Source organism: Limimaricola litoreus (assembly GCF_024159025.1).
Lineage (GTDB): Bacteria > Pseudomonadota > Alphaproteobacteria > Rhodobacterales > Rhodobacteraceae > Limimaricola > Limimaricola litoreus.
The window spans coordinates 1-22,212 of sequence record NZ_JAMYXC010000018.1 but is presented as its reverse complement, the minus strand read 5'-3'; the positions used below and the strand labels follow the sequence as shown (position 1 = coordinate 22,212).

At 64.4% G+C, this 22,212-nt stretch carries 18 protein-coding genes and 1 pseudogene; 5 read left to right on the top strand and 14 right to left on the bottom strand.

The features are described from left to right. Positions 1-32 precede the first annotated feature (32 nt). From NHG85_RS01110 to NHG85_RS01090, 5 genes are all read right to left on the bottom strand, one after another. Positions 33-3,785 (bottom strand): ATP-dependent DNA helicase, encoded by a 3,753-nt coding sequence (locus NHG85_RS01110; RefSeq protein ID WP_253328991.1) that lies wholly within the window; start codon positions 3,783-3,785, stop codon positions 33-35. 246 nt (positions 3,786-4,031) lie between these two features. Next, positions 4,032-4,562, bottom strand: coding sequence for a hypothetical protein (locus NHG85_RS01105; protein ID WP_253328989.1), 531 nt, complete (start codon positions 4,560-4,562; stop codon positions 4,032-4,034). Positions 4,563-4,649: 87 nt separating this feature from the next. Continuing rightward, positions 4,650-5,084 (bottom strand): hypothetical protein, encoded by a 435-nt coding sequence (locus tag NHG85_RS01100; protein ID WP_253328987.1) that lies wholly within the window; start codon positions 5,082-5,084, stop codon positions 4,650-4,652. Between the two features lie 497 nt (positions 5,085-5,581). Further along, complete coding sequence (locus NHG85_RS01095) at positions 5,582-6,064, bottom strand: hypothetical protein (RefSeq protein ID WP_253328986.1); 483 nt, start codon at positions 6,062-6,064, stop codon at positions 5,582-5,584. 46 nt (positions 6,065-6,110) lie between these two features. Continuing rightward, positions 6,111-6,260 carry a hypothetical protein gene (locus tag NHG85_RS01090; RefSeq protein WP_253328984.1) on the bottom strand — a complete coding sequence of 50 codons (150 nt, stop codon included), beginning with the start codon at positions 6,258-6,260 and terminating at the stop codon, positions 6,111-6,113. Between the two features lie 182 nt (positions 6,261-6,442). Between NHG85_RS01090 and NHG85_RS01085 the strand changes: the two genes are divergently transcribed. Genes NHG85_RS01085 through NHG85_RS01070 form a run of 4 tightly spaced genes read left to right on the top strand, consistent with a single transcriptional unit; the run spans position 6,443 to position 10,505 of the window. After that, positions 6,443-7,615 (top strand): carbohydrate kinase family protein, encoded by a 1,173-nt coding sequence (locus NHG85_RS01085; RefSeq protein ID WP_253328982.1) that lies wholly within the window; start codon positions 6,443-6,445, stop codon positions 7,613-7,615. Position 7,616: 1 nt separating this feature from the next. After that, the gene (locus NHG85_RS01080; protein WP_253328980.1) at positions 7,617-8,546 is read left to right on the top strand and encodes a carbohydrate kinase family protein; all 930 of its coding nucleotides are present in this window, start codon (positions 7,617-7,619) and stop codon (positions 8,544-8,546) included. Next, positions 8,539-9,480 carry an eIF2B alpha/beta/delta subunit family protein gene (locus NHG85_RS01075; RefSeq protein WP_253328978.1) on the top strand — a complete coding sequence of 314 codons (942 nt, stop codon included), beginning with the start codon at positions 8,539-8,541 and terminating at the stop codon, positions 9,478-9,480. The genes NHG85_RS01080 and NHG85_RS01075 overlap by 8 nt, the downstream gene beginning before the upstream one ends. Positions 9,481-9,503: 23 nt before the next feature. Beyond that, the gene (locus tag NHG85_RS01070; RefSeq protein ID WP_253328976.1) at positions 9,504-10,505 is read left to right on the top strand and encodes an SIS domain-containing protein; all 1,002 of its coding nucleotides are present in this window, start codon (positions 9,504-9,506) and stop codon (positions 10,503-10,505) included. Positions 10,506-10,508: 3 nt separating this feature from the next. On the opposite strand, the gene NHG85_RS01065 is transcribed toward NHG85_RS01070, so the two are convergent. Genes NHG85_RS01065 through NHG85_RS01050 form a run of 4 tightly spaced genes read right to left on the bottom strand, consistent with a single transcriptional unit; the run spans position 10,509 to position 14,227 of the window. Then, positions 10,509-11,474, bottom strand: coding sequence for an ABC transporter permease (locus tag NHG85_RS01065; protein ID WP_253328973.1), 966 nt, complete (start codon positions 11,472-11,474; stop codon positions 10,509-10,511). Beyond that, positions 11,471-12,463 carry an ABC transporter permease gene (locus tag NHG85_RS01060; protein WP_253328971.1) on the bottom strand — a complete coding sequence of 331 codons (993 nt, stop codon included), beginning with the start codon at positions 12,461-12,463 and terminating at the stop codon, positions 11,471-11,473. The genes NHG85_RS01065 and NHG85_RS01060 overlap by 4 nt, the downstream gene beginning before the upstream one ends. Beyond that, a complete protein-coding gene (locus NHG85_RS01055) occupies positions 12,441-13,424 on the bottom strand; it encodes an autoinducer 2 ABC transporter substrate-binding protein (RefSeq protein ID WP_253328968.1) in 984 nt (327 codons plus the stop codon). The genes NHG85_RS01060 and NHG85_RS01055 overlap by 23 nt, the downstream gene beginning before the upstream one ends. 29 nt (positions 13,425-13,453) lie before the next feature. Next, positions 13,454-14,227 carry an ATP-binding cassette domain-containing protein gene (locus NHG85_RS01050; protein ID WP_253328966.1) on the bottom strand — a complete coding sequence of 258 codons (774 nt, stop codon included), beginning with the start codon at positions 14,225-14,227 and terminating at the stop codon, positions 13,454-13,456. A 711-nt stretch (positions 14,228-14,938) separates the two neighbouring features. On the opposite strand from NHG85_RS01050, the pseudogene NHG85_RS19930 reads away from it, so the two are divergent. After that, positions 14,939-15,304, top strand: a pseudogene (locus NHG85_RS19930) (IS110 family transposase); the annotation flags it as partial. A 567-nt stretch (positions 15,305-15,871) separates the two neighbouring features. On the opposite strand, the gene NHG85_RS01040 reads toward NHG85_RS19930, so the two are convergent. The 5 genes from NHG85_RS01040 to NHG85_RS01020 form a co-directional block, all read right to left on the bottom strand. Beyond that, positions 15,872-16,696 carry a recombinase family protein gene (locus NHG85_RS01040; RefSeq protein WP_253328964.1) on the bottom strand — a complete coding sequence of 275 codons (825 nt, stop codon included), beginning with the start codon at positions 16,694-16,696 and terminating at the stop codon, positions 15,872-15,874. Positions 16,697-16,844: 148 nt separating this feature from the next. After that, positions 16,845-17,909, bottom strand: a complete 1,065-nt coding sequence (locus NHG85_RS01035; RefSeq protein ID WP_253328962.1) for a ParB N-terminal domain-containing protein — start codon at positions 17,907-17,909, stop codon at positions 16,845-16,847. Positions 17,910-17,911: 2 nt separating this feature from the next. After that, positions 17,912-19,399 carry an AAA family ATPase gene (locus NHG85_RS01030; protein WP_253328960.1) on the bottom strand — a complete coding sequence of 496 codons (1,488 nt, stop codon included), beginning with the start codon at positions 19,397-19,399 and terminating at the stop codon, positions 17,912-17,914. Then, entirely contained in the window at positions 19,396-20,373 is a 978-nt protein-coding gene (locus NHG85_RS01025; RefSeq protein WP_253328957.1) for a helix-turn-helix domain-containing protein, read from the bottom strand. The genes NHG85_RS01030 and NHG85_RS01025 overlap by 4 nt, the downstream gene beginning before the upstream one ends. Before the next feature lie 702 nt (positions 20,374-21,075). After that, positions 21,076-22,110 (bottom strand): tyrosine-type recombinase/integrase, encoded by a 1,035-nt coding sequence (locus NHG85_RS01020; RefSeq protein WP_253328955.1) that lies wholly within the window; start codon positions 22,108-22,110, stop codon positions 21,076-21,078. Positions 22,111-22,212: the final 102 nt, after the last annotated feature.

Below are 22,212 nucleotides of genomic sequence, written 5' to 3'. Positions count from 1 at the left end.
GGCCGGGGCCAGGGGGTGGAGGCCCGACTGAATCAACGACACGTCAGGCCAGGCTGCCCCCGTGCAGCGGCTTGGTTCGGGGCGTTCCGAAGGGCTGTCGGGCGCAGCGTTTTGATCCCGCTAATGCTGACCTCGCCGAGCCATTGCTTGAAAAGAGCGGGCACATCTTCCTCCGTAGCCAGGACCAGCGCCGCAAAGCTCCGGGCCCGCTGGCCCCGACCTGTACCCGTCGGCGGCCGGGAGTAGGCGATAAGCTGTACCGGCTGTTCAACTTGAACATCCCGTATGTAAGGACTCTCTAATACCGAGTGCTTCATCTGAACGGCCTCGAACAAGTCGTTGATCCCGGCGTCCCGCTGCACGGCTTGCCGGTTTGGCCAGAGGTCCGGATGGGCCCGCATGAGCTCTATCGGAGCAAGCGGGAGCACTCGGCGCTCAAGCGCCCGCTCGAGCGGTGTCCCGCCCGCTTTGAACGTCCTCCAGTCGGTAGAGCGATCGAACGTCACATCTGGGATCGCGGCTCCGGCGAAGATCAGCTGCTTTGTCTCGAAATGCGGACGGATCCGGTCGAGCGCCTGCGTGGCCTCGGCATCCCGCACTTGGCGCAGCACCAATTGCGCGGTGGGGTCGGGATGATAGGCGACCTCGATCCCGTGCGCATTGCCGTCCCGCATGCGCAGCCCTTCGCGCCGGGTCGGATAGTCGGCGTAAGATTTGCCCGGCAAGTTCGACAGTGGCGCAAACGGTCGGTCGAGCGCCACAGCCAGTGCTCGCGCCTTGCGCTCGATGTCTCTTATCGTCGGCTGCTGGCGGCCGATCACGATCGCCGTCTTGCAGCGCTCCGCGATGTTGCGTCCACGCAAAGCGCCGAACCAAGCCACCACGTGGCCAGGAAGATCGCCGAAAACTTGCAGGGCTTGCTTCGGCATCGCGATGTAACAGCCGGGATACCGCGCGAAAACCTGGCGCCAGCGGTCGCGGACATCTTCAGCGCGATCCGCATTCCGCGGATGGCCGGTGACGGGGCAGACGCCGGTCAACGAGACCGTGGAGAATTTGTGAGCGCCTATATAGGTAGCTGTGCCCAACCTCTCAATCGGGTGGTGGTAGTGCTGCAACCGGGGTCCGAACCACGCCTGTGCCAGTTCGCCATTCCCGGTACCATCGAGGTGAAGTACCGGGATGTCCCGGGGCATGGTCAACGGCGTGATCCCTTCCGCGACGAGGCAATCCTGCTGGTCGAGTTTCAGTTGGTGCACCGCGCGCAGGGCCGGCCCATGGTTCTGTTCAAGCTCGGTTGCGATGGCCACGAGAATTCCTGCCATCGACGTGAGGTGGCAGGGTGCTCTCTCACGGATCATTTGAGCGAGGGCTTTGTCTAGTTGGCCTTCTTCCTGCGACGAAGGGGCCGTCAGCAATTGCCCAATCCTCTGCGCAAGAGATCGATCGCGGCACTGATGCAGGATGCCGGCCGCACGGCGCAGGATCTCCGCCGCCGTCATGCTGTCACAACCCAGCCGTCTGGCACGCGAGGTATCGGCAAGGAGGGCTTCGGCAGTACTCCGGATTCGCGCCAGCCCGTGTTCCGGATCATCGGCCACCGCGAAACGGATCGCATCACACAGCGGTCGTACCAGCTCCGATAGCTCGGCCACGCGATCTGCGATGGCATGCGGTCGTTGGCCGGATCGGAGAAGTGGTGAGAGCAAGTCCTGCTCCCATGCCTTCAGCGGCACCACGTGTGAGGTATGGAAGAAGTCGCGAGGGCGCTCGTCGAAAACGACGCGGTCCGGCTGCAGCCCGCCGGGGAGGGCGACGGTGGCATGATCGTGGACGGCGAACACGATCACTCCGTCCTTCTCTTCGCGCATCGCGGCGAGGTCGCGCTCCTGTTGAAGATAGGCGCACTCGTCCGCATAAGGGCAGCGACCGCACAAATCCTTTCGGATGTCCGCCCCGGCCTTGGCGGCCGCTTCTGCTTGCGGCGCGATCCGGCACATCGCGCCTTTTCCGTCTGGCCGCTCGGCCGCCCTGCCCCGCAGCTGGATCGCGCCTGGAGTACGTCGATCCCGCGGTCGGTTGGCAATGTAGTCCGCGAACGCCTCGGCGCTCTTTGCCTGGTCGATCGAATACATGATCGAGACGTAACTGGTGCCGTCGTGCAGAAGGCCTGGTTGGCCGTCCCGGCCGACGAGCGCGGCGGTCTTGCCGACACCTTGGGCGCCGGAGATCAGCCAGACGGGCGCGGCAGGATCGCCGGTGAGGCATTCGGCCGAGCTGTCCCGGCGCGCACCAGCGACGGCCTCTTCTGCCGCAGATGATTGCTCAGGCGTCCCCTCGAGCCTGTCGCCCTCCTTATCGCCAAGCGCCGGTATCGGGTCGCTGTCGCCACCGACCGCCGCTGAACGACGCGCTCGGGCGTAGCGGTCACTGAGATCGGCCCAGTCCGCGATGCGTTCCCGAATGGCGGCAAGGGCGGGTGCCCGCTCCGCTCCGTGCGGCGGTATAGGATGTACAGGTGAGAGGACGGCCAGCTCATGGCGCGCGAAACGGTAGACCCGCCGGTATCCGTGCGCATGCGACACGAGACATGGCGTATCCCCGGGGTGCCCCGGGCGCGGGGTCAGGAGCAGGGTGGCCTTGTCGGCCCCATAGCCAAGCCCTTCGACCGGGTCAGGCAGCGCCATGCGATCATATTGAGCAGGCGCATCGAGAATGTCGCCGACCCGGGCTGTGCTGCCGTCCGGCATGTCGAGCAGGACATCGTCGGCCAGGATCCGGGTCTGCAGCAGTCGCGTCACGTGCTGACGTGACGCCTTGGCACTGATGCCGAGACGCCGGGCCTGGTCGGCGACCCGCATCTCGGCATAGGAGGCGCGCCGGGCCTCGGCTGTGGGCCGGATCTCCTGCCGCGCGCTGGCTTGGGCAGCCCTTGCTCTCTCTCTGGTCTCCTCGGGCAGCAGCGGTGCCGAAAGTGCGCAACCTTCTTGGGTGAGCGTCGGACGGGGGATGCGTGTGACGGGAGGCTGCAGGACCGGAGGTGCCTCGAAGATCAGCCGTTCCGGCGAGCCGACGGTCACGTCGATGATCGAGCGCTCGAGAGCGGCGCCGCTCGTGCTCAAACTCATCCAGCCAAGGCCCTCGGCCCAGGCTCGCTGATGCAGGATGTCGAGTATGTCGCGCGAACGAGACACATTCTGCACCAGGATGTAGCCGTGCAATCCGCCTTCGACCGGAGCAAGACCTGGAGCGCGTAGCCCGTCCGATGACGACGGCCTGATCACCCGGGCCGCCTCGCGGACCTCGGGCCAGAGATGGCAGAGGGCCTCAACCGGCCCGCCAAGTTCGCGCATGCGGGTCGCGACAGCATCTGGCATCGACTTGGCGTCATAGTCCCAAAGCAGCCAGCCAGGCCCCGCCGGGAGGTGAAAATGCTCGAGCGAACGGCTGACCTCGCCTTCGCGCAAGCAACTGCGGGTACCAATCCGGGCACAGGACCTGTCCCGCAAGATCCCGGTCGAGATCGCCTGATGCGGCCCGAGCCCATCGAGCAGGCGGGCCAGTTCCGCAGCAGTCTCGACCGGGATCGTCTCGGCCGTGCCTCGGCTCAGCGCGGCCAGCGCTGTCTTGTGTAGCTGACCATTCTCGAGCCGAACCTCCTTGGCCAAGGGGCCGCCATCTGAGCGAAACAACGTCAGCGACGGCAGCACTGCTCGGTCAGCCTCTCGAAGCGTGTTGGTGGCAGGTGTCGCGTTCCGAAATGCGCCCGGTACGATAGCACTCATGACGTGATCCTCGTCAGGACCCTGGTCGGCTGTGAGCCGCTGATCAGGGAGGTTGGAATTGCGCCACCGAGGTGTGTGGTGACGTTTAAGCCGAGGTTTCGGATCAATCGGACAGGCGACATTCATCCCGCCGCGCGAGGCCGCGCGGGTCCGTCAGGGGGGACGCGAATGGAGGAGAGGGGTAGTGGGAGCGGAACGGGTGTCCGCCCCCGGGTCACTTCAGGTCGTGGTTGTTGTTCCGGCCGCTTATGCCACCCGACGCTGCTGGTCGGCTTGGGCTGCCTTCGTAAGCGAGATATCGCTCTGCATCGGCGTGCCGCCGCGACGATGAACAGGGGTGATCGAAGACAGGCGCCATTCATCCACCGTGCGCCGCAGAACGAGTTGCAGCACTGCGCAGCCGGATGCTCCGACCTCTTTCGGCACTTCCGGGACGTAGGTCACGACGGTGCCGGCTAGGTTCGATAGCTGCACGCCTCGACCGAGAAGCTGCATTTCAGCCACACGCGTCACCGCGATGAGGTTGTCGCCGGTCAGCGGGAGCGGCAAGGCCCCTGTCGCGCGGCTGGCTTGCGCAATAGCCGCGTCGAGTTGGCGCCGGGCGGTGTCTTGGCAGTACGTCTCGGCTTTGCTCGAGATGATCACTCCATTCATGTTTGCCTCATTGTGTTCGATATTGTCGTTGTTGCCCGGTTGGCGGTGTCGCGAGCCGGGCCTGAAGGTTTGTTCGGGGAAGTGACCAGCTTGTGGCCTTGTCTTGGCGCGAGGCGCAGACATGTCCTCCCCGTTCCTTCACGCAGTAAGCGCGAAGGTCAGTGTCAGCGTCGAATGTCGGGAGGAGGAAGGAGAACCCTGGAGTAGGGATTAGTTGTCTCGGTTCTTTGACGCCTTGGCTTCGAATTCTTCGATCAGGGACAGCTCTTGAGCGAGTGAAAGCGTGTTGAGGCGCTTGAGCATGTCCTTCCAAGTATCCGGCACTTGGGAAGAACTGAACTCGTCCATGTCTTGCGCTTCAAGGTCTTGTGGGATCCAGAATTCGAGTTGGGCCGCCAGTCGCACGGGACTGTCCGGATCGACCTCACCATGGATGACCATGACATAGAGGTACTCCATTTCCTTCTCGGAGAATTTCGGTCGTGACCGCTTTCCGTCCGCCAGAAGGCGCATGTAGCGTTCGGCCATGTTTCCGATCAGTCCGCTGGCGGTGACGTTGGACTCCCGCGAGGACGTGTTGTATCGAGCGAGGAATTTTTCGAGGGCCGGGGCGATAGTGATGCTGGTCTTCTTCAGGGGCGCCATGTCGTAATCCTGTAGTGTTGCGATGGTCAGTAGATCGGTAATACCTTGGTAGCACATCCGCCCCGGAGCCGGATAATCACAAGTATGTGATCTTAGGGAAACACCTGTGGATTGTTGAGGGGCGAGAGGCTTCACCCTTCACTTCCCCCTACCGGGAGGCCTTCCCAGACCCCGCTTTAGATCCGGTAAGTTTCCACGAGGGCGAAGTACGGCTGGGACGCAGAACCTTGGCTTCGAGAAATGGGAAACCAGAGAAGGGAAACAAAACAGATGAGCTGCCGCTCTCTGCAAATTTGTTTCGCCTTGCCGGATCCGTGTTTCCTAACTCAGGAGTAACGGGGAGAGAGCAGCTCGACCTCCGCAGCCGATTTCAGGGCCGCGAAGAAGTTGGCAGGACTGCGAGTACAGGAAGTCGTTCTATAACTGTCTCATGCGCACCCGCTGAATGACCCCGGAAGCGGATGCTCGGCCGCCTATCTTTTGCCTGTGGCATATGTTCAAGCAAAGCGCCGGCCCGCCCAACGTCGATATTGGCGAAGGCTTGCGCCATGGCCTGATGGTTTACCTCTCGCTTCTCCGATACAGGCTCTAGGCGACAGTAAACCTGAGCGCGTCTGCATCAAAATGCTGAAGCCGCCCTTCTCAGACCAAATGAATCGTGGACTACATATATGGCCGCCGCGCCGCTGGCCGTTCTCACGCGCCATTCGGGCCTCATCGAGCACCGTGCTGAGCAGCTTGCTCATGTGCTTTTCGTCATGCCCGGTCGTCGTGCTGCCGGCCATCTGGGCCAGCAGCGCGGCCGCGTTGTCCGGCCTTTCCAGAAGCGCGCGGCCGATCTGTTTCAGTTCCGCGGCATGCGCCCTTGGATCGGGAGCCTGCGCGAGGGCGACGAGCATGGTCGTGACCGAACTGGGCAGCATCGGGATCTTGTCATAGCTGATGATAAGATGGTCCGGCCTTGCATGGGCCAAAATCATACTGCAAGCAGGCCGTGGCTGGCGACCTGCAGCCTCGAGTCTCCAGTTAGCTGACCACCCCGGATGTATCGGCGAAGTTGCGGTTTTGAACAGGCTGTTCATGGCGCATCGTCGCCTTCAGCATCGATTCCAAGATTCCGCTGAGGCGGGTATGTGAGAGAGTCGTCTCCAAGATCGCGTCCATAATGGCGTCCACGACCCGCTCGATATCGCACCGAAGCAGATCTGGGTTCTCATCGGCAACCACCGACCCACTTAGTCACGCTCTCAGTTGACAGCCAAAGAAGATAGTGAAACGTTTCAATAGGTCTCTCAAGCAGAGCGATCGGCAAGAAAACAAATTGGTCTGACAGGTTTATGGCTGCGGTAAAGCACACGATGACCAAGCGACGTCCAACGGTGCGCGACGTGGCCGCCCAAGCTGGCGTCTCTGTGGGAACGGTTTCGCATGTGCTCAATGACAGCAAGACCGTTTCCGAGGCGGCTCGAGATGCCGTAATGCGCGCTGTCGCGGACCTTGATTACCGGCCGAACAGCCTCGCCCGCTCGCTGATCGCGCACAGACCCCGAGAAGGCGGCGGCCACGAGACCGCTCGGGCCCGGCTGATCTGCGTCGGCTACATCTCGATCGATCACATGGTGCAGATCGACGATGTGCCACTCACCGGCGCCCGCGTCACCTCGCAGTCGATCGAGAAAATGCTCGGTGGCCCGGCCGCGAACGTCGCGGCTTTCGCGGCCGGGCTCAGGCCCCCGTCCGATATCCGGGTGGAGATGGTGTCCCGCATGGGCCAGGACGCCGACAGCCACTGGGCGCTCGAAGAGCTGGCGCAGCGTGGCATCGACGCCAGCGGCATCCTGCAGCAGCCGGGCGACAGGCTGTCGCGCTGCATCGTGCTCGTCGGGGCCGACGGCCAGCGCACCATCATCAACGAACCCTTCCAGGTTCCGGTCGATCTCCTCGTACGGCATCTGGCAGGCCCGGCCTCGCCCACCCAGCCCGTCTGCATCCATTTCGACGGCTTTCATCGCGAGGTGGCCGAGCGGGCCCGGCACGAGCTACAGCAAGCAGGATACCTGATGTCGCTACACTCCGCCGGGCTGGAGCGTGCGCCGCAATCGGCGCTGGAGCCGCGCCGGCTGCTCGAGATCTTCGATGTGCTGTTCCTCGACCGTGCTACCTTCGCGCGCATCGCTGAGCACGCCCCGGACCTCGACGAGGACCCGGGTAAGATCTTTGCGCTCTCGCCCGAGCCGCGCTGCCGGGCGGTGCTGTTGACGCACGGCAGCGAAGGTGCGGTACTGCTGCGCCCCGATCATCCGCCTATGGCCTGCCCCTCGCCAAAGGTTGAGATGCGCGACGCCACCGGTGCGGGCGACGCCTTCGCCGGCCTGTTCCTCGCGAGTTGGCTCGCTACGGGCGAGGCCGAGACCGCCCTGCAGCACGCAGTGCATGGCGCGGCGCTCTCGGTCACCGCTATCGGGGCACAAGGGCGGCTGCCGAAGCTCGCGGAGATCGACGGCCCCGCCCAGACCGCGGCGGAGGCCTGACATGCCGCCCGTCTCCCGACCGCCGCTCCTGCTCTGCGTCGGCGACATCGATATGGACATCATCATCCGGGTGCCGGAGCCGCCCGGCCGCGATCAGAAGGTGGATGGTGAGCGCGTTGCCCAGACCCCGGGCGGCATGGCCGCGAACGTGGCAGTCGGCGCGCGGCGGCTCGGCACCCCGGTGCGGATGCTGGGCGCCGTCGGCGACGACGCGATGGGGCGCGAGGCGCTGGCTGCGCTGACGACCGAGGGGCTGGATCTCGATCATGTCGTGACCCGCGCGAACACGCCGACCTTCTTTTGCGTGATCATGGTGGACCGCGCTGGCGAGAAGTCCTTGGTAAAGGCGATCAGCGAAGCCTATTTGCCGCGGGTTACCGATCTCACCCCGGCGGCCTTCGAGGGCGCTACACATGTGCACCTCACCTTCACCCGGCCGGAACTCGTCGCTGCCACTGTGGCCCGTGCCCGCGCGGTCGGCGCGACAGTCTCGCTCGACTTGGAAGCGGCCGACCTGCCGCCGCCGGGCGCCGGGATCGGCGCGCTGCTGAAGGACATCGACCTGCTCTTCGTCAGCGAGCACAGCCGGGCCGAGGCAGAGCGGCGCTTCGGTTCCCTCGCTACGCGCGACGATCAGGCCATCGCGACCACGCTAAGCGCCCGTGGCGCACGGCTGGAGCGGGGTGGGACCTGCCACGAGGTTCCGGGGCACGAGGTCGAGGTGGTTGACACTTCCGGCGCCGGCGACGCCTTCGCCGCCGCCTTTCTACATACCTGGTTGCAGGGCCGGGATGACCTAATCGCTCTGCGCTTCGCCAACGCGGCTGCCGCGCTGTCGACGCGGGCCTACGGCGCGCAGGCCGGGTTGGCCCGCCTTGAAGAGGTCGAGGCGCTGATGCATCACATATCCGATCGGAGAACGCATGCCTGAACGCCGGTTCGAACTGCTGGATACCTTGCGCCGCGAGGGCCTGCCCGAGCCCGACGCCGAGACCATGCAGGGTTTGCACGACATCGTCGACGAAGGGGTGCTGGGCGCCTCGAACCACGTGGCACTCGCCCTGCCGCTGGTGGCCCGCATCGCTTGGCTCGACCGTCCCACCGCACTGCACGAGGCACTGGTTCTGTCGCGTTTCATTGCCGGCACCCGTGGCCTCGCCGCGCCGATCGTCGCTAACGCGCTGGCCTGGCAAAGCCGCGGCGCGGAGGACCTGCCTCCCGAGGAGGCCGCCCGCTTGCTGGCCGAGCGCGCCACGGAGTGGGACCGCGCCGCTGCCACGCGCCGCCACGCGCTGGTCGAACGGTCGGTCGAGACCTTGCAGAGTTGCCGCACGCCGCTGATCTACGACTACTCCAGCACCGTGGCCGACATCGTCCGCGCCTTGGCTCAAGCCTCGGGACTCGAACGGATCGTCATCCCCGAGAGCCGCGCCATTGATGGCGGCCGGCGCTACATGACGGCGCTGCGCGATCTCGACGTGCCCCTGCTGTTCCTTCCTGACGCCGCGCTCGAACACGCGGCCGGGTTGTCGGACGCCCTGCTTCTAGGCGCCGAGAGCGTTACACTGGATGGGGGCGTCAGCAACACGATCGGCTCGGTCCCCGCCGCCCGCGCCGCACGGGCCCACGGCCTGCCGGTTTACGGCGCGGCCGACCTGTTCAAGGTCGGCGAGCGCCGGGTCGGGGAGCTGCCGCCCCCTGCCCCGCGGGACTACGACTTCCTGCTGCGCGAGGGCGAGACCGCCTCGACCGCGGCGCCCGAGCTGGAGGTCGTACCGCCGGACCTCGTCACCGCCATTTTGACAGAGATCGGCCCGGTCGCACCGACCGATCTGGCGGTGGCCCTGCGCCACCGCGCCACCTGACCCCGAACCGCGAGGGACACCCCATGACCCCATCGGAAAGCCACGCGCTGATGCGCCGTGAACTGGAGGAGCAGCCCCGGATCCTCGCCGAGGCGGCGGAGCGGCTAAGCGCCCACGCGATGGGGTTCGGCCTCGCGCGGGGGATGCCGCTTTTCGCAGGCGGCTGCGGCGACAGCCTCTTCGCCGCGCAGGCCCTGACCCGGCATTTCCGGCTGAACGAACGGACGCTGCGGCCTCTGAGTGCTGCCGAGGCGCTATGGGAGACCGCCTTCGGGGCCGACGATGCCTTCGTCGCGGTCTCGATCTCCGGCTCGACCCTGCGCAGCGTCGAGGCGGTCCGCCGCGCCCGGGCCGCCGGCGCACATACCATCGCTGTCACGCTGAACCCCGACAGCGCGCTCGCCGCTGCGGCCAACGCGGCTCTGCGCTTGCCCTATTCCCCGATCAGCCGCGCCATCCCGCACGGACTCGACTACCAGATGACGCTGCTCGCGCTTGGCGCACTGGCGGGCGAGATCGACGGCCCGGCGCTCGGCCGGATGCTCAAGGACGCCACGCCGGCGTTGCTGGACGAGGCCCGCGGCATCGCCGCAGCGATGCCGTCCAATGGACGGTTCTTCTTCCTCGGCTCGGGCGCGGCGCTCGGCTCGGCTCATTACGGCGCGGCGAAGATGCATGAGGCGGGCGGCCTGCCCGCATGGTCTTTCGAAAGTGAAAACTTCGCGCATGGTGCGCAGTTCATGCTGCGCACCGGAGACCATGTCGTGCTGTGCGGCAGCGGCGGACCGGGCGACGCGCGCACAGCCATGCTGCGCGGCGGGCTGGAGCGGCTGGGTTGCTCGGTCAGTGCGGCTGCGCTGGAGGACGGAACCGACGGCTTGGCAGCCGCGATGCGCGCGGGCCTCGCCGCGCAGGCGCTGTGCCTGGCTGTGGCCGAGGCACGGGGCCTTGACGTGACCGAGCCGGCGGGTGGCTCGGGCGCGGCGGAGGTCCAGAGCGACTGGTTCGGCTGGAGCTCTGACTGAGCCTCAGGAGGCTCGGCGCAGGCGAGCGCGCAGCCGGTCACCCACCGCGTTGTCGGCCACGACGCTGCCCACCAGCAAGAGACCGATCGCCGCCAGTTGCCAAGCCTGCGAGATGTTAGCCAGCTGCAGCGCCACCTGCATGGTGGTGACGATCAGCACCGCTAGCACCGTCCCCGAGATCCGGCCGATGCCGCCGAAGATATGCGCGCCGCCTAGCACGGCGATAGTCACCGACAGAAGCTCCATCCCTTCGCCCGCATCCGGCCGCGCCGCCTGGAACCAAGACAGCGTCATGATCGCCGCTAGACCGGCAATGACGCCGCTCAGGCAGTAGAGCGCGAAACGCAGCCGCCAGACCTTGACCCCCGACAGAAAGGCCGCCCGCTCGTCATTGCCGGCGGCGTAGATGTGCGAGCCGATCCGGGTCCGCGACAGCAGAACGTGCAGTACGATCGCCAGCGGCACGAAGACGGTCCACATGTGGATCGGCACGCCTAGAAACCGGCCCTGCGCCAGCACGCCGAACCAGTCGGGAAACCCACCGAGCGCAGAGCCGCCGGTCAGTGCCAGCGCCAGGCCCGAATAGGTGAAGAAGGTGGCCAGCGTCGCCATCAGCGACGGGATCCGCAGCACGCAGACCAGCACCGCGTTCACCGCGCCCAAGAGCCCGCCGATCCCCAGCCCCAGCGCGCAGGCCAGAAGCAGCGGCACGCCGAGCCCGAACATCGCCGCGATGGCTAGACCCACTAGCGACATGGTCGCGCCGATCGACAGGTCGATCCCGGGCCCACCCGACAGCATGACCAGCGTCTGCGCCATGCCCAGCACGCCCAGCACTGGCACGTATTGCAGCAGGTATCCCACCGTCGAGGTTTGCAGGAAGTGCGGCGACAACAGCGCCCCCGCTAGGCCCGCCGCCAGCAGCAGGCCGAACAGGAACCACAGGCGCTGGCTCAGCGGATCGTTCATGACACTCTCCGTGTTTCGAACGCGTCGAGCACAAGCACGACGATCAGCAGCCCGCCGATCACTACGGTCTCCCAAAGCGACGACACGCCGATCAGTACAAGACCGTTCTGCGTGATCTTGATGAACAGAACCCCCATCAACGCGCCGAGCAGGCTGCCGGTGCCGCCGCGTATGTTGGCTCCGCCGAGGATCGTCGCGGCGATCGCCTCGAGCGCGATGTTGGTGCCGATATTGACCTCCACGTTACGCAGCCGCGCCACATAGAGCACCGCCGCGAGACCGGCGAAGAGGCCGAGCAGCGCGTAGGCCTGGATCTTGGTGCGGTCGACCCGGATGCCTACCAGCCGCGCCGCGCCTTCATCGCAGCCGATCGCCACGACGTGTTGGCCCCATGGCGTGCGGCGCAGCAGATACCACGACAGCGCGTAGATCACTCCGATCACATAAAGCCCCGCCGGCAGGCCCAGGAACTCGCCCAGCACGAGAAAGGACAGACTAGCCGGCAGGCCGCTGATCCAGACCCCGCCGATCACGAGGAACAGCACAGCGATGAAAATATACATGGTGCCCAGCGTCGCCACGATCGGCGGCACGCGGGTGCGGGCGATGATCGTGCCATTCAGTGCCCCGAGAGCGGCGCCGGCGGCGAGGCCTATCGGCACCACCACCCAATCGGGCATGCCCAGCTGGTAGGCCCGCCCAATCAGCACAGCCGAGACCGCGAGGACGCCGCCGACGCTGACATCGATGCCGCCGAGGATGATGACGATGGTCATCCCAGCGCAGACCACCGAGAGATCCACTGAGTTGCGTAGCACGGTCGTCAGGTTGCGCTCGCTCAGGAAAAACTCGGACTGGCTCGCGAAGACCGCGCAGAGCACGGCCAACGCGATCAGCAGCAGCGCCTCCCGACCGATGTGAAACGGTCGGGAAGACGCACCACGCGGCCACAGGGCCTTCTGGACCTTAGAAGTCAAAATCGTCCACATTCTCTTCGGTGAAGACTGCCGGCTGGCCGAGCAGGATCACCTGGTCCTCCGGCAGGTACTCGATGGTGCGCTCCAGACCTTCGACTTCGAAGGAGCCCGTGATCTCACCGCCATTGGCGAGATGGTCGCCGACCCAGACCGTCAGGTAGCCGAGATCGGCTGGGTTCCACAGCACCGAGTAGGGCATGGCGCCCGACTTGATGTAGTCGCGCGCGGTGTTGGGCGAGCAGTAGCCCGCCGACAGAACCTCGCCGGTGGCGCCCGCCGCCTCGACCGCCTGGGCAATGCCTGGGCAGGTGGTCGAGGCCATGCCGAGCAGCGCTTTGAGGTCGGGATTGCGGGTCATCGCGTCGGTCGCGAACTGATAGGCGCGTTGCGCCGTGCCGTCGGTGTGGTCGACTGAGACGATCTCGATCTCGGGATAGGTGCTCTCGGCGCGCTCCTGGATCGCGGCGATCCAGTTCTGCATCGATTGGATCGAGGGCGAGTCCGATACGATGGCGATCTTGCCACTTTCACCGATCCGCGCCACCGCCTCGTCGAGCAGCGTGTAGCCGAGATCGCGGTCAAGCGCCTGCGCCACGAAGAACTGCCGATCGCTGCCCGGCGCATCGGCGTCCGAGGTCAGAACGACGATGCCCTGCTCGATGGCGCGCGAAATCGCGGGCTTCAGCGTCTCCTCATCCAGAGGCGAGATCGCGATAACATCGAAGTCCTGATTGACGAAGCTTTCGAAAATCCGCAACTGGTCGGCGGCGTTGGTGCTGGTCGGGCCTTCTTGGACGTATTCGACGCCCAGCTCCTCGGCCGCGCGCTGGCCGCCCTCTTCCATCGCGACGTAATAGGGAATGCCCGCGATCTGCGGAATGAAGGCGATGCGGGTCGTGTCGTCCTGCGCCAAGGCAGGCAGGCTGGCAAAGCCTAGCGCGACCGCGCCGAGCAATGTGTTGCGATGAGACATCCGGTAAACTCCCTGATTGGTATCGGTTTTCATGCCTGCTCAAGCTGCTGCTTCTGCGCGAGCGCCGCGCCGGTGATGTAACCGACCACCTCTTCGGGGGTGGTGTTCGCGGTTTCCAGAAGCCCGATCCGTCGGCCGCGCCGCAGCACGGTGATGCGGTCGGACACCTCCATGACGTCCTGCACGTTGTGCGAGATCAGTACGACCGACTTGCCCTGCCGGCGCAGCGCTTTGATGAACTCGAGCACCTTGCGCACCTCGGCCACCGCCAGCGCGGCGGTCGGCTCGTCCATGACGATCACTTCGGCGTCGATGTTGAGCGCCCGGGCAATTGCCACGCCTTGGCGCTGGCCTCCGGACAGGTATTCGACCCATGTGTGGATGTCGGGCACGACGACGTCGAGCCGCTCCAGCAGCTCCTTGCTGCGGCGGTGCATCTCGCGACGATCGAGGAACGGGATGCCGGCCACCTTGCGGACGATTTCGCGCCCAAGAAAGATGTTGTCGGCGATGGTCATCTTTCCCGCTAGGGCAAGCTCTTGAAAGATCGTCGCCACGCCTCTGTTCCAGGCGTCTTGCGGAGAGGTGAAGCGCACCGGTGCGCCGTCGATTTCCATCACCCCTTCGTCGGGCATGTGCGCGCCGGCCAGAGTCTTGATCAGGGTCGACTTGCCGGCACCGTTGTCGCCGACTAGCGCCATGACCTCGCCACGGCGCAGTTCGAAATCGACGGAGTCGAGGGCGACTACACCGCCGAACCGCTTCACGAGGCCACGCATGGACAGCTTCAGAGGGTCGGTCATGCGTCTGCTCCGCCGTATTGAAACGTTTCACCTTTAGTCTCCAACCATGATCTACGTTCTGTCAATGGTTTTCTCTGTGTCGTCGTTACCGGTGTATGAAAACCAATGCTGGATGCCGAGACAGCGCTACTGACTGGCAACCGCCTCGAAGATCCGCCAGGCAATGATCGGGTTAACACGCTGAATCAGCGCAGCGTAGACGACCGCCACTTGCGCAGCCGTCAAGAACGGCATGCCGCCAGTGCCCATTCTCGCGTTGCCTCTAGCCGTACCGCCAGAACCTTGGCCCGTACGAAAGTTGAAATGGCACTTTGCACTGGCTCGACATGAAAGAACGAAGAAAAACAAGACACTGATATGATTTATCATTTACTATCTAAATGAAGGTGATAACCGACCGGTTTGTCGTGTCGCCTGACACTGCATCGTAGTCGGACTAGTTCGTGATGCAGTAGGGGATCAGGGAAAGACTCCGCATGCCCGGGAGCTAACCATCAGGACCTTCTCAGCGCCCCCCTCACGAGATTTACAACGTCATCACGATTGCTGCATGTGCCCAGATGATCCGTCGGGTTGCACCTCGACGACTTCTCTCACCGCCTCTGGCGTTGCCACGCCCTTGATCTAGCGGGGCATTGATGATGGGTTGGGTAACCCCTCCTGGCGGCACTTATGCCACGATAATCCGGATCGGATCAGGAGGATTGAGCTATCAAGGAAGTATCAATCATCGGCGTCGACCTGGCCAAGCAGGTGTTTCAGCTTCACGGAGCGGCCGCTGACGGCGACGGCGACGGCGACGGCGACGGCGACGGCGACGGCGTCTTTTGGAAGAAGCAGTCGCGCAAGCAGTTCCTAGCATTCATGGAAGCGCATTCCGGATGCTGCGTCGCGATGGAAACGTGCGCGACGGCTAACCACTGGGCTCGCACGCTAACGGGTTTCGGCCGCGAGGTGCGGCTGATCGCACCGAAGTTCGTCAGGCCGTATGTGAAGACCCAGAAGAACGACATGGCCGACGCCGAGGCGATTGTGGAAGCAGCAACCCGTCCGACCATGCGCTTCGTCGAGATCAAACGGCGCACCGACGTCGTTGGCATCTTCCCCAATGAGGCCGCCATGACGGCCTCTACAATCTTGCCAATCGCCGTCTGGCGACGGTGTCGGACCGTCAGAACGCCGGTCGCTCCCTGGCGTTGAGGGTGGTGGCACGCGGAAGACAACGTTGACGTGGTCGCCGTCGATCTCGACGCGTCGGACCATCGCCCGGATGATCTCGCGCGTGCCGCTCCAGTCCAACTCATCTAAGCCTCCATGGACCCTCTCGACAAACTCGTCCAGACGGCCGATGAGCAGTGTCAGGTTTTGCTCCGTCTCGGCGTCCGCGAGCGGCCTCTGCCGGTCCGCCGCAAGGTGGGCCAAGCGCCGCCTCATCCCATCGATGCGGGGCTCGAACTCGTCGCGCTCGATCAGTCCCTCGGCATAGCCGTCGATGAGCCGCCCGATGCCGCGGCGCAGAGCGGCGATCCGGCGCTCGAGGTCGGCGTCCTTCGCCTCGCCGGAGTTCTCGCGCGCCTGATCGAGCCGGCGCTGGTATTCCGCGGCCACGCGCCCGGTATCCTCCAAGAGGGTCCGGATCTCATCCTACACGGCCTGCTCCAAACGATCGCTGCGCACCGACCTGTTGTCGCAGACCGCCTGCCCAACGAAGCGGTGCGCATCGGTGCCCGTGCAGCGGTAGTAGCCGTAGTCGGCCGGCTGCCGGCCACCCACGCGCCCGCGCGCCATCTTGCCGTAGAACACGTAGCCGCACCGCTGGCAGACCACGAGTCCCTGCAACAGCCAGCCGGGGCGGCGCCGGAGTTCCCGACGACGACGGCGGTTCTCGTCGAGCTGCGCCTGGGCCGCCTCGAAGATCGCTGGATCAACCAGGGCCGGCACCGGAATCTCGATCCACTCCTCGTGCGGCACGGGGACTCGGGAGTTCGACTTCCGGGCCGGCTGCGGGTGGCCGCGTAACGGTCGCAGGCGCGGTGGCGCCTGGATCCGGCGCGAGCGCCCGAAGACTGCACGTCCCACATAGGCGGTGTTGCGCAGCATCAGCGCGATCGTGGTGCTGTCCCACCGGGCCTTGCCGGTGCTCGTCGGTACTTCCGCCTCCGAGAGGCGGCGCGACACCTCCCGCAGGCTCAGGCGCTCCAGCCCGATCCAAGCGAACATCAGGCGGACCCAGCGGGCCTCCTCGGCCGAGACCTCGACGCGCGCCACCCCACCGCCGGCGTCCTTGGCGATGTAGCGGTAGCCGAAGGGCACCTTGCCCAGGGCGCTGATCAGGCCCGAGCGCGCGGCATGCCGACGTCCGCGCCGGCTGCGCTCCAGGAACTTGGCCCGCTCGTACTCGGCGATCATGCCCTGAACCTGGAGCAGAAGGTCGTCCTCGGCGCTGTCTGCTCCTTCGTGGTTGAGCAAACTCTACATCAGACTGAGATATCTCAAGGGAGATCGACCTCAGGTAATTGATATGTCTATATAAATTAGGCCCAAGGTAGCGGCGAGAGGCTAACCTTGGACTTGGCAGTGAGGGGATTATTTCTGCGGAAATAATCTGGTATCTATGTCATGTAGAGCAGTAGCTCTCGACGAGTTCCTTCAGTCTGGCCTCGAATTCATCTTGTAGTTCAGGCGCCACCGGCACTGCCTTGAGAGTCACCGACACGTTCTTCTTGCCGCGCTTGGCGACGAAGGACGCGCCATTGGACAGCGTCAGAGGTGCTGGGCGAGTGGTAGGCACCTTCGTCCGCATGGCCGACGAACTGGAAGCCTCCGAAGTGTCAGGCTCCTCCTGCCCCATGGCCTCCATGATCTCGGCCTTGAGGGCTTCCCGATCACTACCGTCTCCTAGGCGCTTGGCGAAGCGCTTGAGGACAGGTGTGGTAGCTCCCTCTGGGAAGATGTCACGGACTTCACCCTCGTGCTTCCAGAATTTCAGGGACAGCGACACCTCCCACTGCCCTACCCCGATTGTCTCGGCGATCTGGGTCTGGGTCAGCTTGTTGTCCTCGGCCTTGAGGTGCTGCGCGATGCGCCCGATCGACAGGTAGCGCTCTAGCGGCCGAAGATCTTTGCGGATCGTGTTCTCGGCGAAGCGTTCCTCGAGGTCCGCCAGCACGTGGTCGCCCTGCTCCGCAGCGTCGAACACGCTCTCGGTCTTCTGGCCGATGACAGCAAGGACCGGGATACCCAGCTCGATGCAGGCGGCCAACCGGCGCCGGCCAGACTGCAGGAAGAAGCGAGCCTCGGACTCGATGTTGAGGGGGTCGCTGTCTTTAGGCTTCCATCCCGGATCACAGGGCCTGACGCGAATTGGCTGTGTCTGCCCCCGCCTCGCGATGTTTGCCTTCAATGCCTCGAACTCGGCGCCCTGCTTCCAGTCGCCAAGGCGATCGGATTGGATCTCGTCCTGGATCTGGGTTGGGTCGATCTTGATGCTGACCTCGCCTGCCATGACCTGACTTGCGATGGTCGACATCCGCTTTCGGAAGGTGTTGGTCGCCTCCACTTCGGCAGCGTTGTAATGGCCACCACCACCACCCACTAGCTGTCCTCCCGTGGGCCGGTCGCCTACAGCAACCTCGACTTGCTGTCGCTGTGCAGCGACCTGGTCGCGCCTCTTCATCGGCATCGTCAGCTCCACTTCTGCTGAATGAAGGTGTCGGCGAAGCCCTTGCTGGGGAGCTTACCGTTCCACACGAGATCAACGAGGTGGTCGTTCACCGCGTTGGCGTTGTCCGTGAAAGCCTTGGCCGAGGGGCGCTTCCCCCTAGTCTCGGGCACGTATTCATAGATGGACTTGTAGTATTCCGCTGCGTTCGAGACAGCTTCACTCCGGGAATAGAAGACCTGCGAGATCATGTCCTCCCGGTCGTAGTAGAGGTCGGCCACCTGGTCGGTGTCTTGCTCGTTGACGCCTTGGATGATGGTCGGAAGCACAATGTGCTTCCCTGCTCCGATCACCTCGTCCTCTCTCGCGTTCCTCTTGAGATACTGCGCGACGGCATTCGCGTAGCTACCCAGCGTCGACAGGTCGAATCCCTTCATGGTCTGCGGGATCACGACGTTCGTGGCGGCCACGAGACCGTTCAACTGCATCAGGGTCAGCGACGGCTGCTGGTCGATGATGATCACGTCGACAGTCTCATCCATCGCCGCGTGGTAGCGTTCGAGGTTGAAGGAGCCATCCTCGTTCCGCAGGTCGGCTGCGGTCGTGCGGGGTCCATAGGCATCGTCCCATCGCTTGATAGCTTTCTGCAGCACAGAGTGCGTCGAGATATCGACATCCTCGGCAAGCATGAGCAGCGTCAAGTCGCCGTTCTGGATCTGCGCACCAGCCGGCATGAGCTTGGCGCCCGGCCACGGGGTGTTAGTCCACATAACATGCATCTCTTCCACGGGGCGCTCGAGGTTGGGAGACTTGTAGTTCTCCACGCCCATGAACGCCGCCACCGTCTGGGCCTCACCAGTCAGCATCGGGCTGTTCTGGTCAGCGAAGTAGAGAGACACGGTGGCCTGAGGGTCGCAGTCGATGATGCCGACGCGAAGGCCATACTGCATCGTCAGATACTGCGCGAAATGCGCGGCCGTCAGGGACTTGCCGGTCCCGCCTTTCTGAGCGCCGAATGTCACGACGGGCAGGGGGTCACCCGGCTCACGCCAGTAGAGATACTTGTATTTAGCTGACACCCTGGATTCCAAGATCGCCCGCATGAGCATGACGTCGGACAGCGAGTAGACCGAGCCCCGCGCACCCGGCTCTCCGCGCGGGAAGGCCGGGTTGTTCTCTGGCTCCTCAGTCAGGATACGCTGGATGTAGTTGTCGGTGACACCGAGCAGGTCGCCGACCTCGCGCCCGAGAAAGCGCCGCTCGAGACGTCCTTTCATGGTGAGATCGCGTTTCAGCGTGGAGCCAACGGTCTTCATCTCGTCGGCAAGCCTAGTGAAGAAGTCTTCGAGCATCGGTGCGGGAGCCTCCGGGCTGGGATTATTTCCGCAGAAATAATTAGGTTCTTGTGTCTGTGATTGCACGATCTCCTCGGTGGCTGTCACCTGATCGAGGTCCGAGGACGGATTATTTCCGCAGAAATAATCGGGGGTGTGCTGTTCGTGTGTCGTCATGTGGTCACCGGTTCTTGGCCGAATGTGGTGTGGTATCGCCCGAGGTCAGAAGCGAGTTTTCTCAGCTTGGTCCCTAAGCTCGTGCCAGCCTTCTCTCGGGCCTTGTTGAGATACGTCATGAATTGCGGCAGCGGAGGAGCGCGCCTGTGGTGCTTCGGCCAAGCAGCCTGAATGCTGCGCGCCAGATGGGTTAGGAGGGGCAGGGGGTCCGGCGTGGACTTGACTACGCTCTGCGCCTGCGCCGCCAGTTCCTCTGGCGCTACCGTCACTCCAAGGCTCTGCCAGATCGACTGGAGCTTCCCCTGTATCGCCGGGGTGATCGTTGAAGTGTCCGTCGAAGGCAGGCGATGCTCCTGGAGAAGTCGTTGCGTGGCTGAGACCAAGCTCGGGGCAGGCCGATGAGCCCATGAGCCGTAAGCGTTGCCGCGTCCGATAGCGTCGGACCACTCCTCGATCATTCTATTCACCACCACCTCGACCTGCGGCAAAGGTTTCGGGCCGGCTGCCTCAGTGGCCTCCGGCGTCGGCGGGGTAGGGGGCGTATGGTTGATCGTATGTTTCTTACTAACGCGTTCACTCTGCTGAACGCCAAGGCATTCACCCTGCTGAACGCGGCGGGGTTCTGACTTTGCCTTGCGCCGGGCTTCTCCAGCCTCCCGCACCGACTGACGCCACGCCTTCCAGAAGGTCACGAGGATATGGAGGCCACCGTTCCCACCAGCGCGCCCGATCTTGGAAGTCGTCTCGACCAGCCCAAGCCGCCTCAACTCATTCAGGTGGTTCGTGATGCTCGCCTTCGACTTTCCCATCAGGTCCGCGAGATAGGCGTGGGAGGGGTCGCACAGGCCTGTTGAGTTCTTGGCGTGGGCGCAAAGGATGATCAGGAGGCGATAGGCCCCATCACTCATCTTGATGCGATGGATGACGTCGGGGATCGCGGCATAACCGCGTGAGGCGTCGAGTTCGAGTTGCATTAGAGCGCACTTTTTCATGACCGCACGCCAAAGGGGCTTGCGGGGGGCTGCGAAGTGACGCTATCAAGAGAGTGAAAATGTGGGTCTCTTGATAGAGCCTGGGACACTTGGAAAGCTCAGATCGGTTGCAGCCGGCCTGGGCTTTCGTCTCGTCTGGGGGTTAGCTCGCCATACGTCCCTCTAAGTGTGTTTTCGTTGCTCGCAGTTAGACACTTAACACACACATCCCGCAAGCCCTCATGGGTGGTTCCTGATCCCCCGCATTACCCCTTGAGGCCCACGGCTCCTTACGACGTCGGCATCCATGGCCCTTCGACTGAATTCCAGCCTCGGTTTTTTCTTTCAAAAGGCACGAAACTGTTGCCGTCCGGACACGTCTTGCGAGCAGCACAACACACGCCGAGCGAGAAACTGAGTGGATTCTTAGGGAAATCTCATGATTTCCAGGACGACTCAGGGTCGAGGACGCCCGGAGTGGCTGGAATCCGATTCGAGTAGGGCAGGGGGCCTCTGAAACGGATCAGAGGAACCGGTCGATGGAGACGTAGATCTGCACGAGCAGTGGCTGGGTGGCTGCCCACGACAAGACTTCGGCGACCTTGCCACCGAAGGCGCCGGTCTCAGTCAAGTAAGTGATGTTTCGCTTGAATAGCCCTATGCCTCGTGGACGTCTTACTCTCTGAATAATGGGCACGGGGCCCGTTACAGTCCCGCGGCCATGGTCAAATTATACCGGAATCTATCCCGATTACGCTGATAGAGCCGCGTCATCTCGGCCGAGGCGTGACCGAGCTGCTTCTGGACATGGCGCTCGTCGATCTCGGCCGACGAGGCCAGCCCGGCGCGCAGCGAATGGCCGGCGAAGAGGGCGCGGCGCTCGGTCTCCGGCAGTTCGGGGCGCAGCCCGGCCGCCATTGCCGTGCGCTGCACCAGCCGCGCCACATGCCGGTCGTTCAGACGACGGTCGAGTGCGTAGCTGCCGTCGCGGCTGACGGCGGTGAACAGCGGGCCGACCTCGATCTTCGCAAAATGCAGCCAGCGCTCCAGCGCCTGCACCGGACAGGTCGCGGCGCTGGAGCCGCGCGCGATTTCGATCTCCCGCCAGCCGGTCTTGCCGCGCAGCGTCACCAGCACGCCGGCTTTGAGGATCTCCACCCAGGCGCTGCCGTCGACGGTGTCGTCCTTGGCCCGATCGAGTCCGACGAGCTCCGAGCGCCGCAGCGCCCCGGCAAAGCCCACCAACAACATCGCCCGGTCCCGAAGACCACGTAGATCGTGGCCGAGGGTGGCAAGCATGGCGCGCAGGTCGTCCGGCCCGATCGCGTCCTTCTGCGCCGGTGGGCGGGCGTGACGGCGACGAATGCCGGCCAGGACCGAGGCGATGTGCCGGTCGCGGCGGTCGAGCCGCATCCCGCGCTGCGCGTAGCCCCAGCTCAGACCGGCCAGCCGCCGCTCGATCGAAGCCACCGACAGGGCGCGGGCCTTGCCGGAGGGGGCCGCGAGATCGGTGATGTAGAGCCCGACCAGCTCGGAGGAGGGCGGCAGGGGATCGGCGCCCTTCAACCGGCACCAGCGCGCGAAATCAGTCCAGTCGCGACTGTAGGCCTTGCGGGTGTTCTCGGCGACGGCGTGGTCGGCGTAGCCACGGGCGGTGTCGACCAGCCGGTCGAGCCGGCCGGAGCCGGCGATATGGTCGGGCAGGGCGATCGGGGCGGGGATTTCGGGCGTGTCCGGCATGCAGACGGGCGTATCATTATCATGACCGATAAGACGGGTTATCGGACAGGAACTGGAGCGGACAGAGCCATGCTGTGCGGATCATGCCCAGCATGGCCAAGG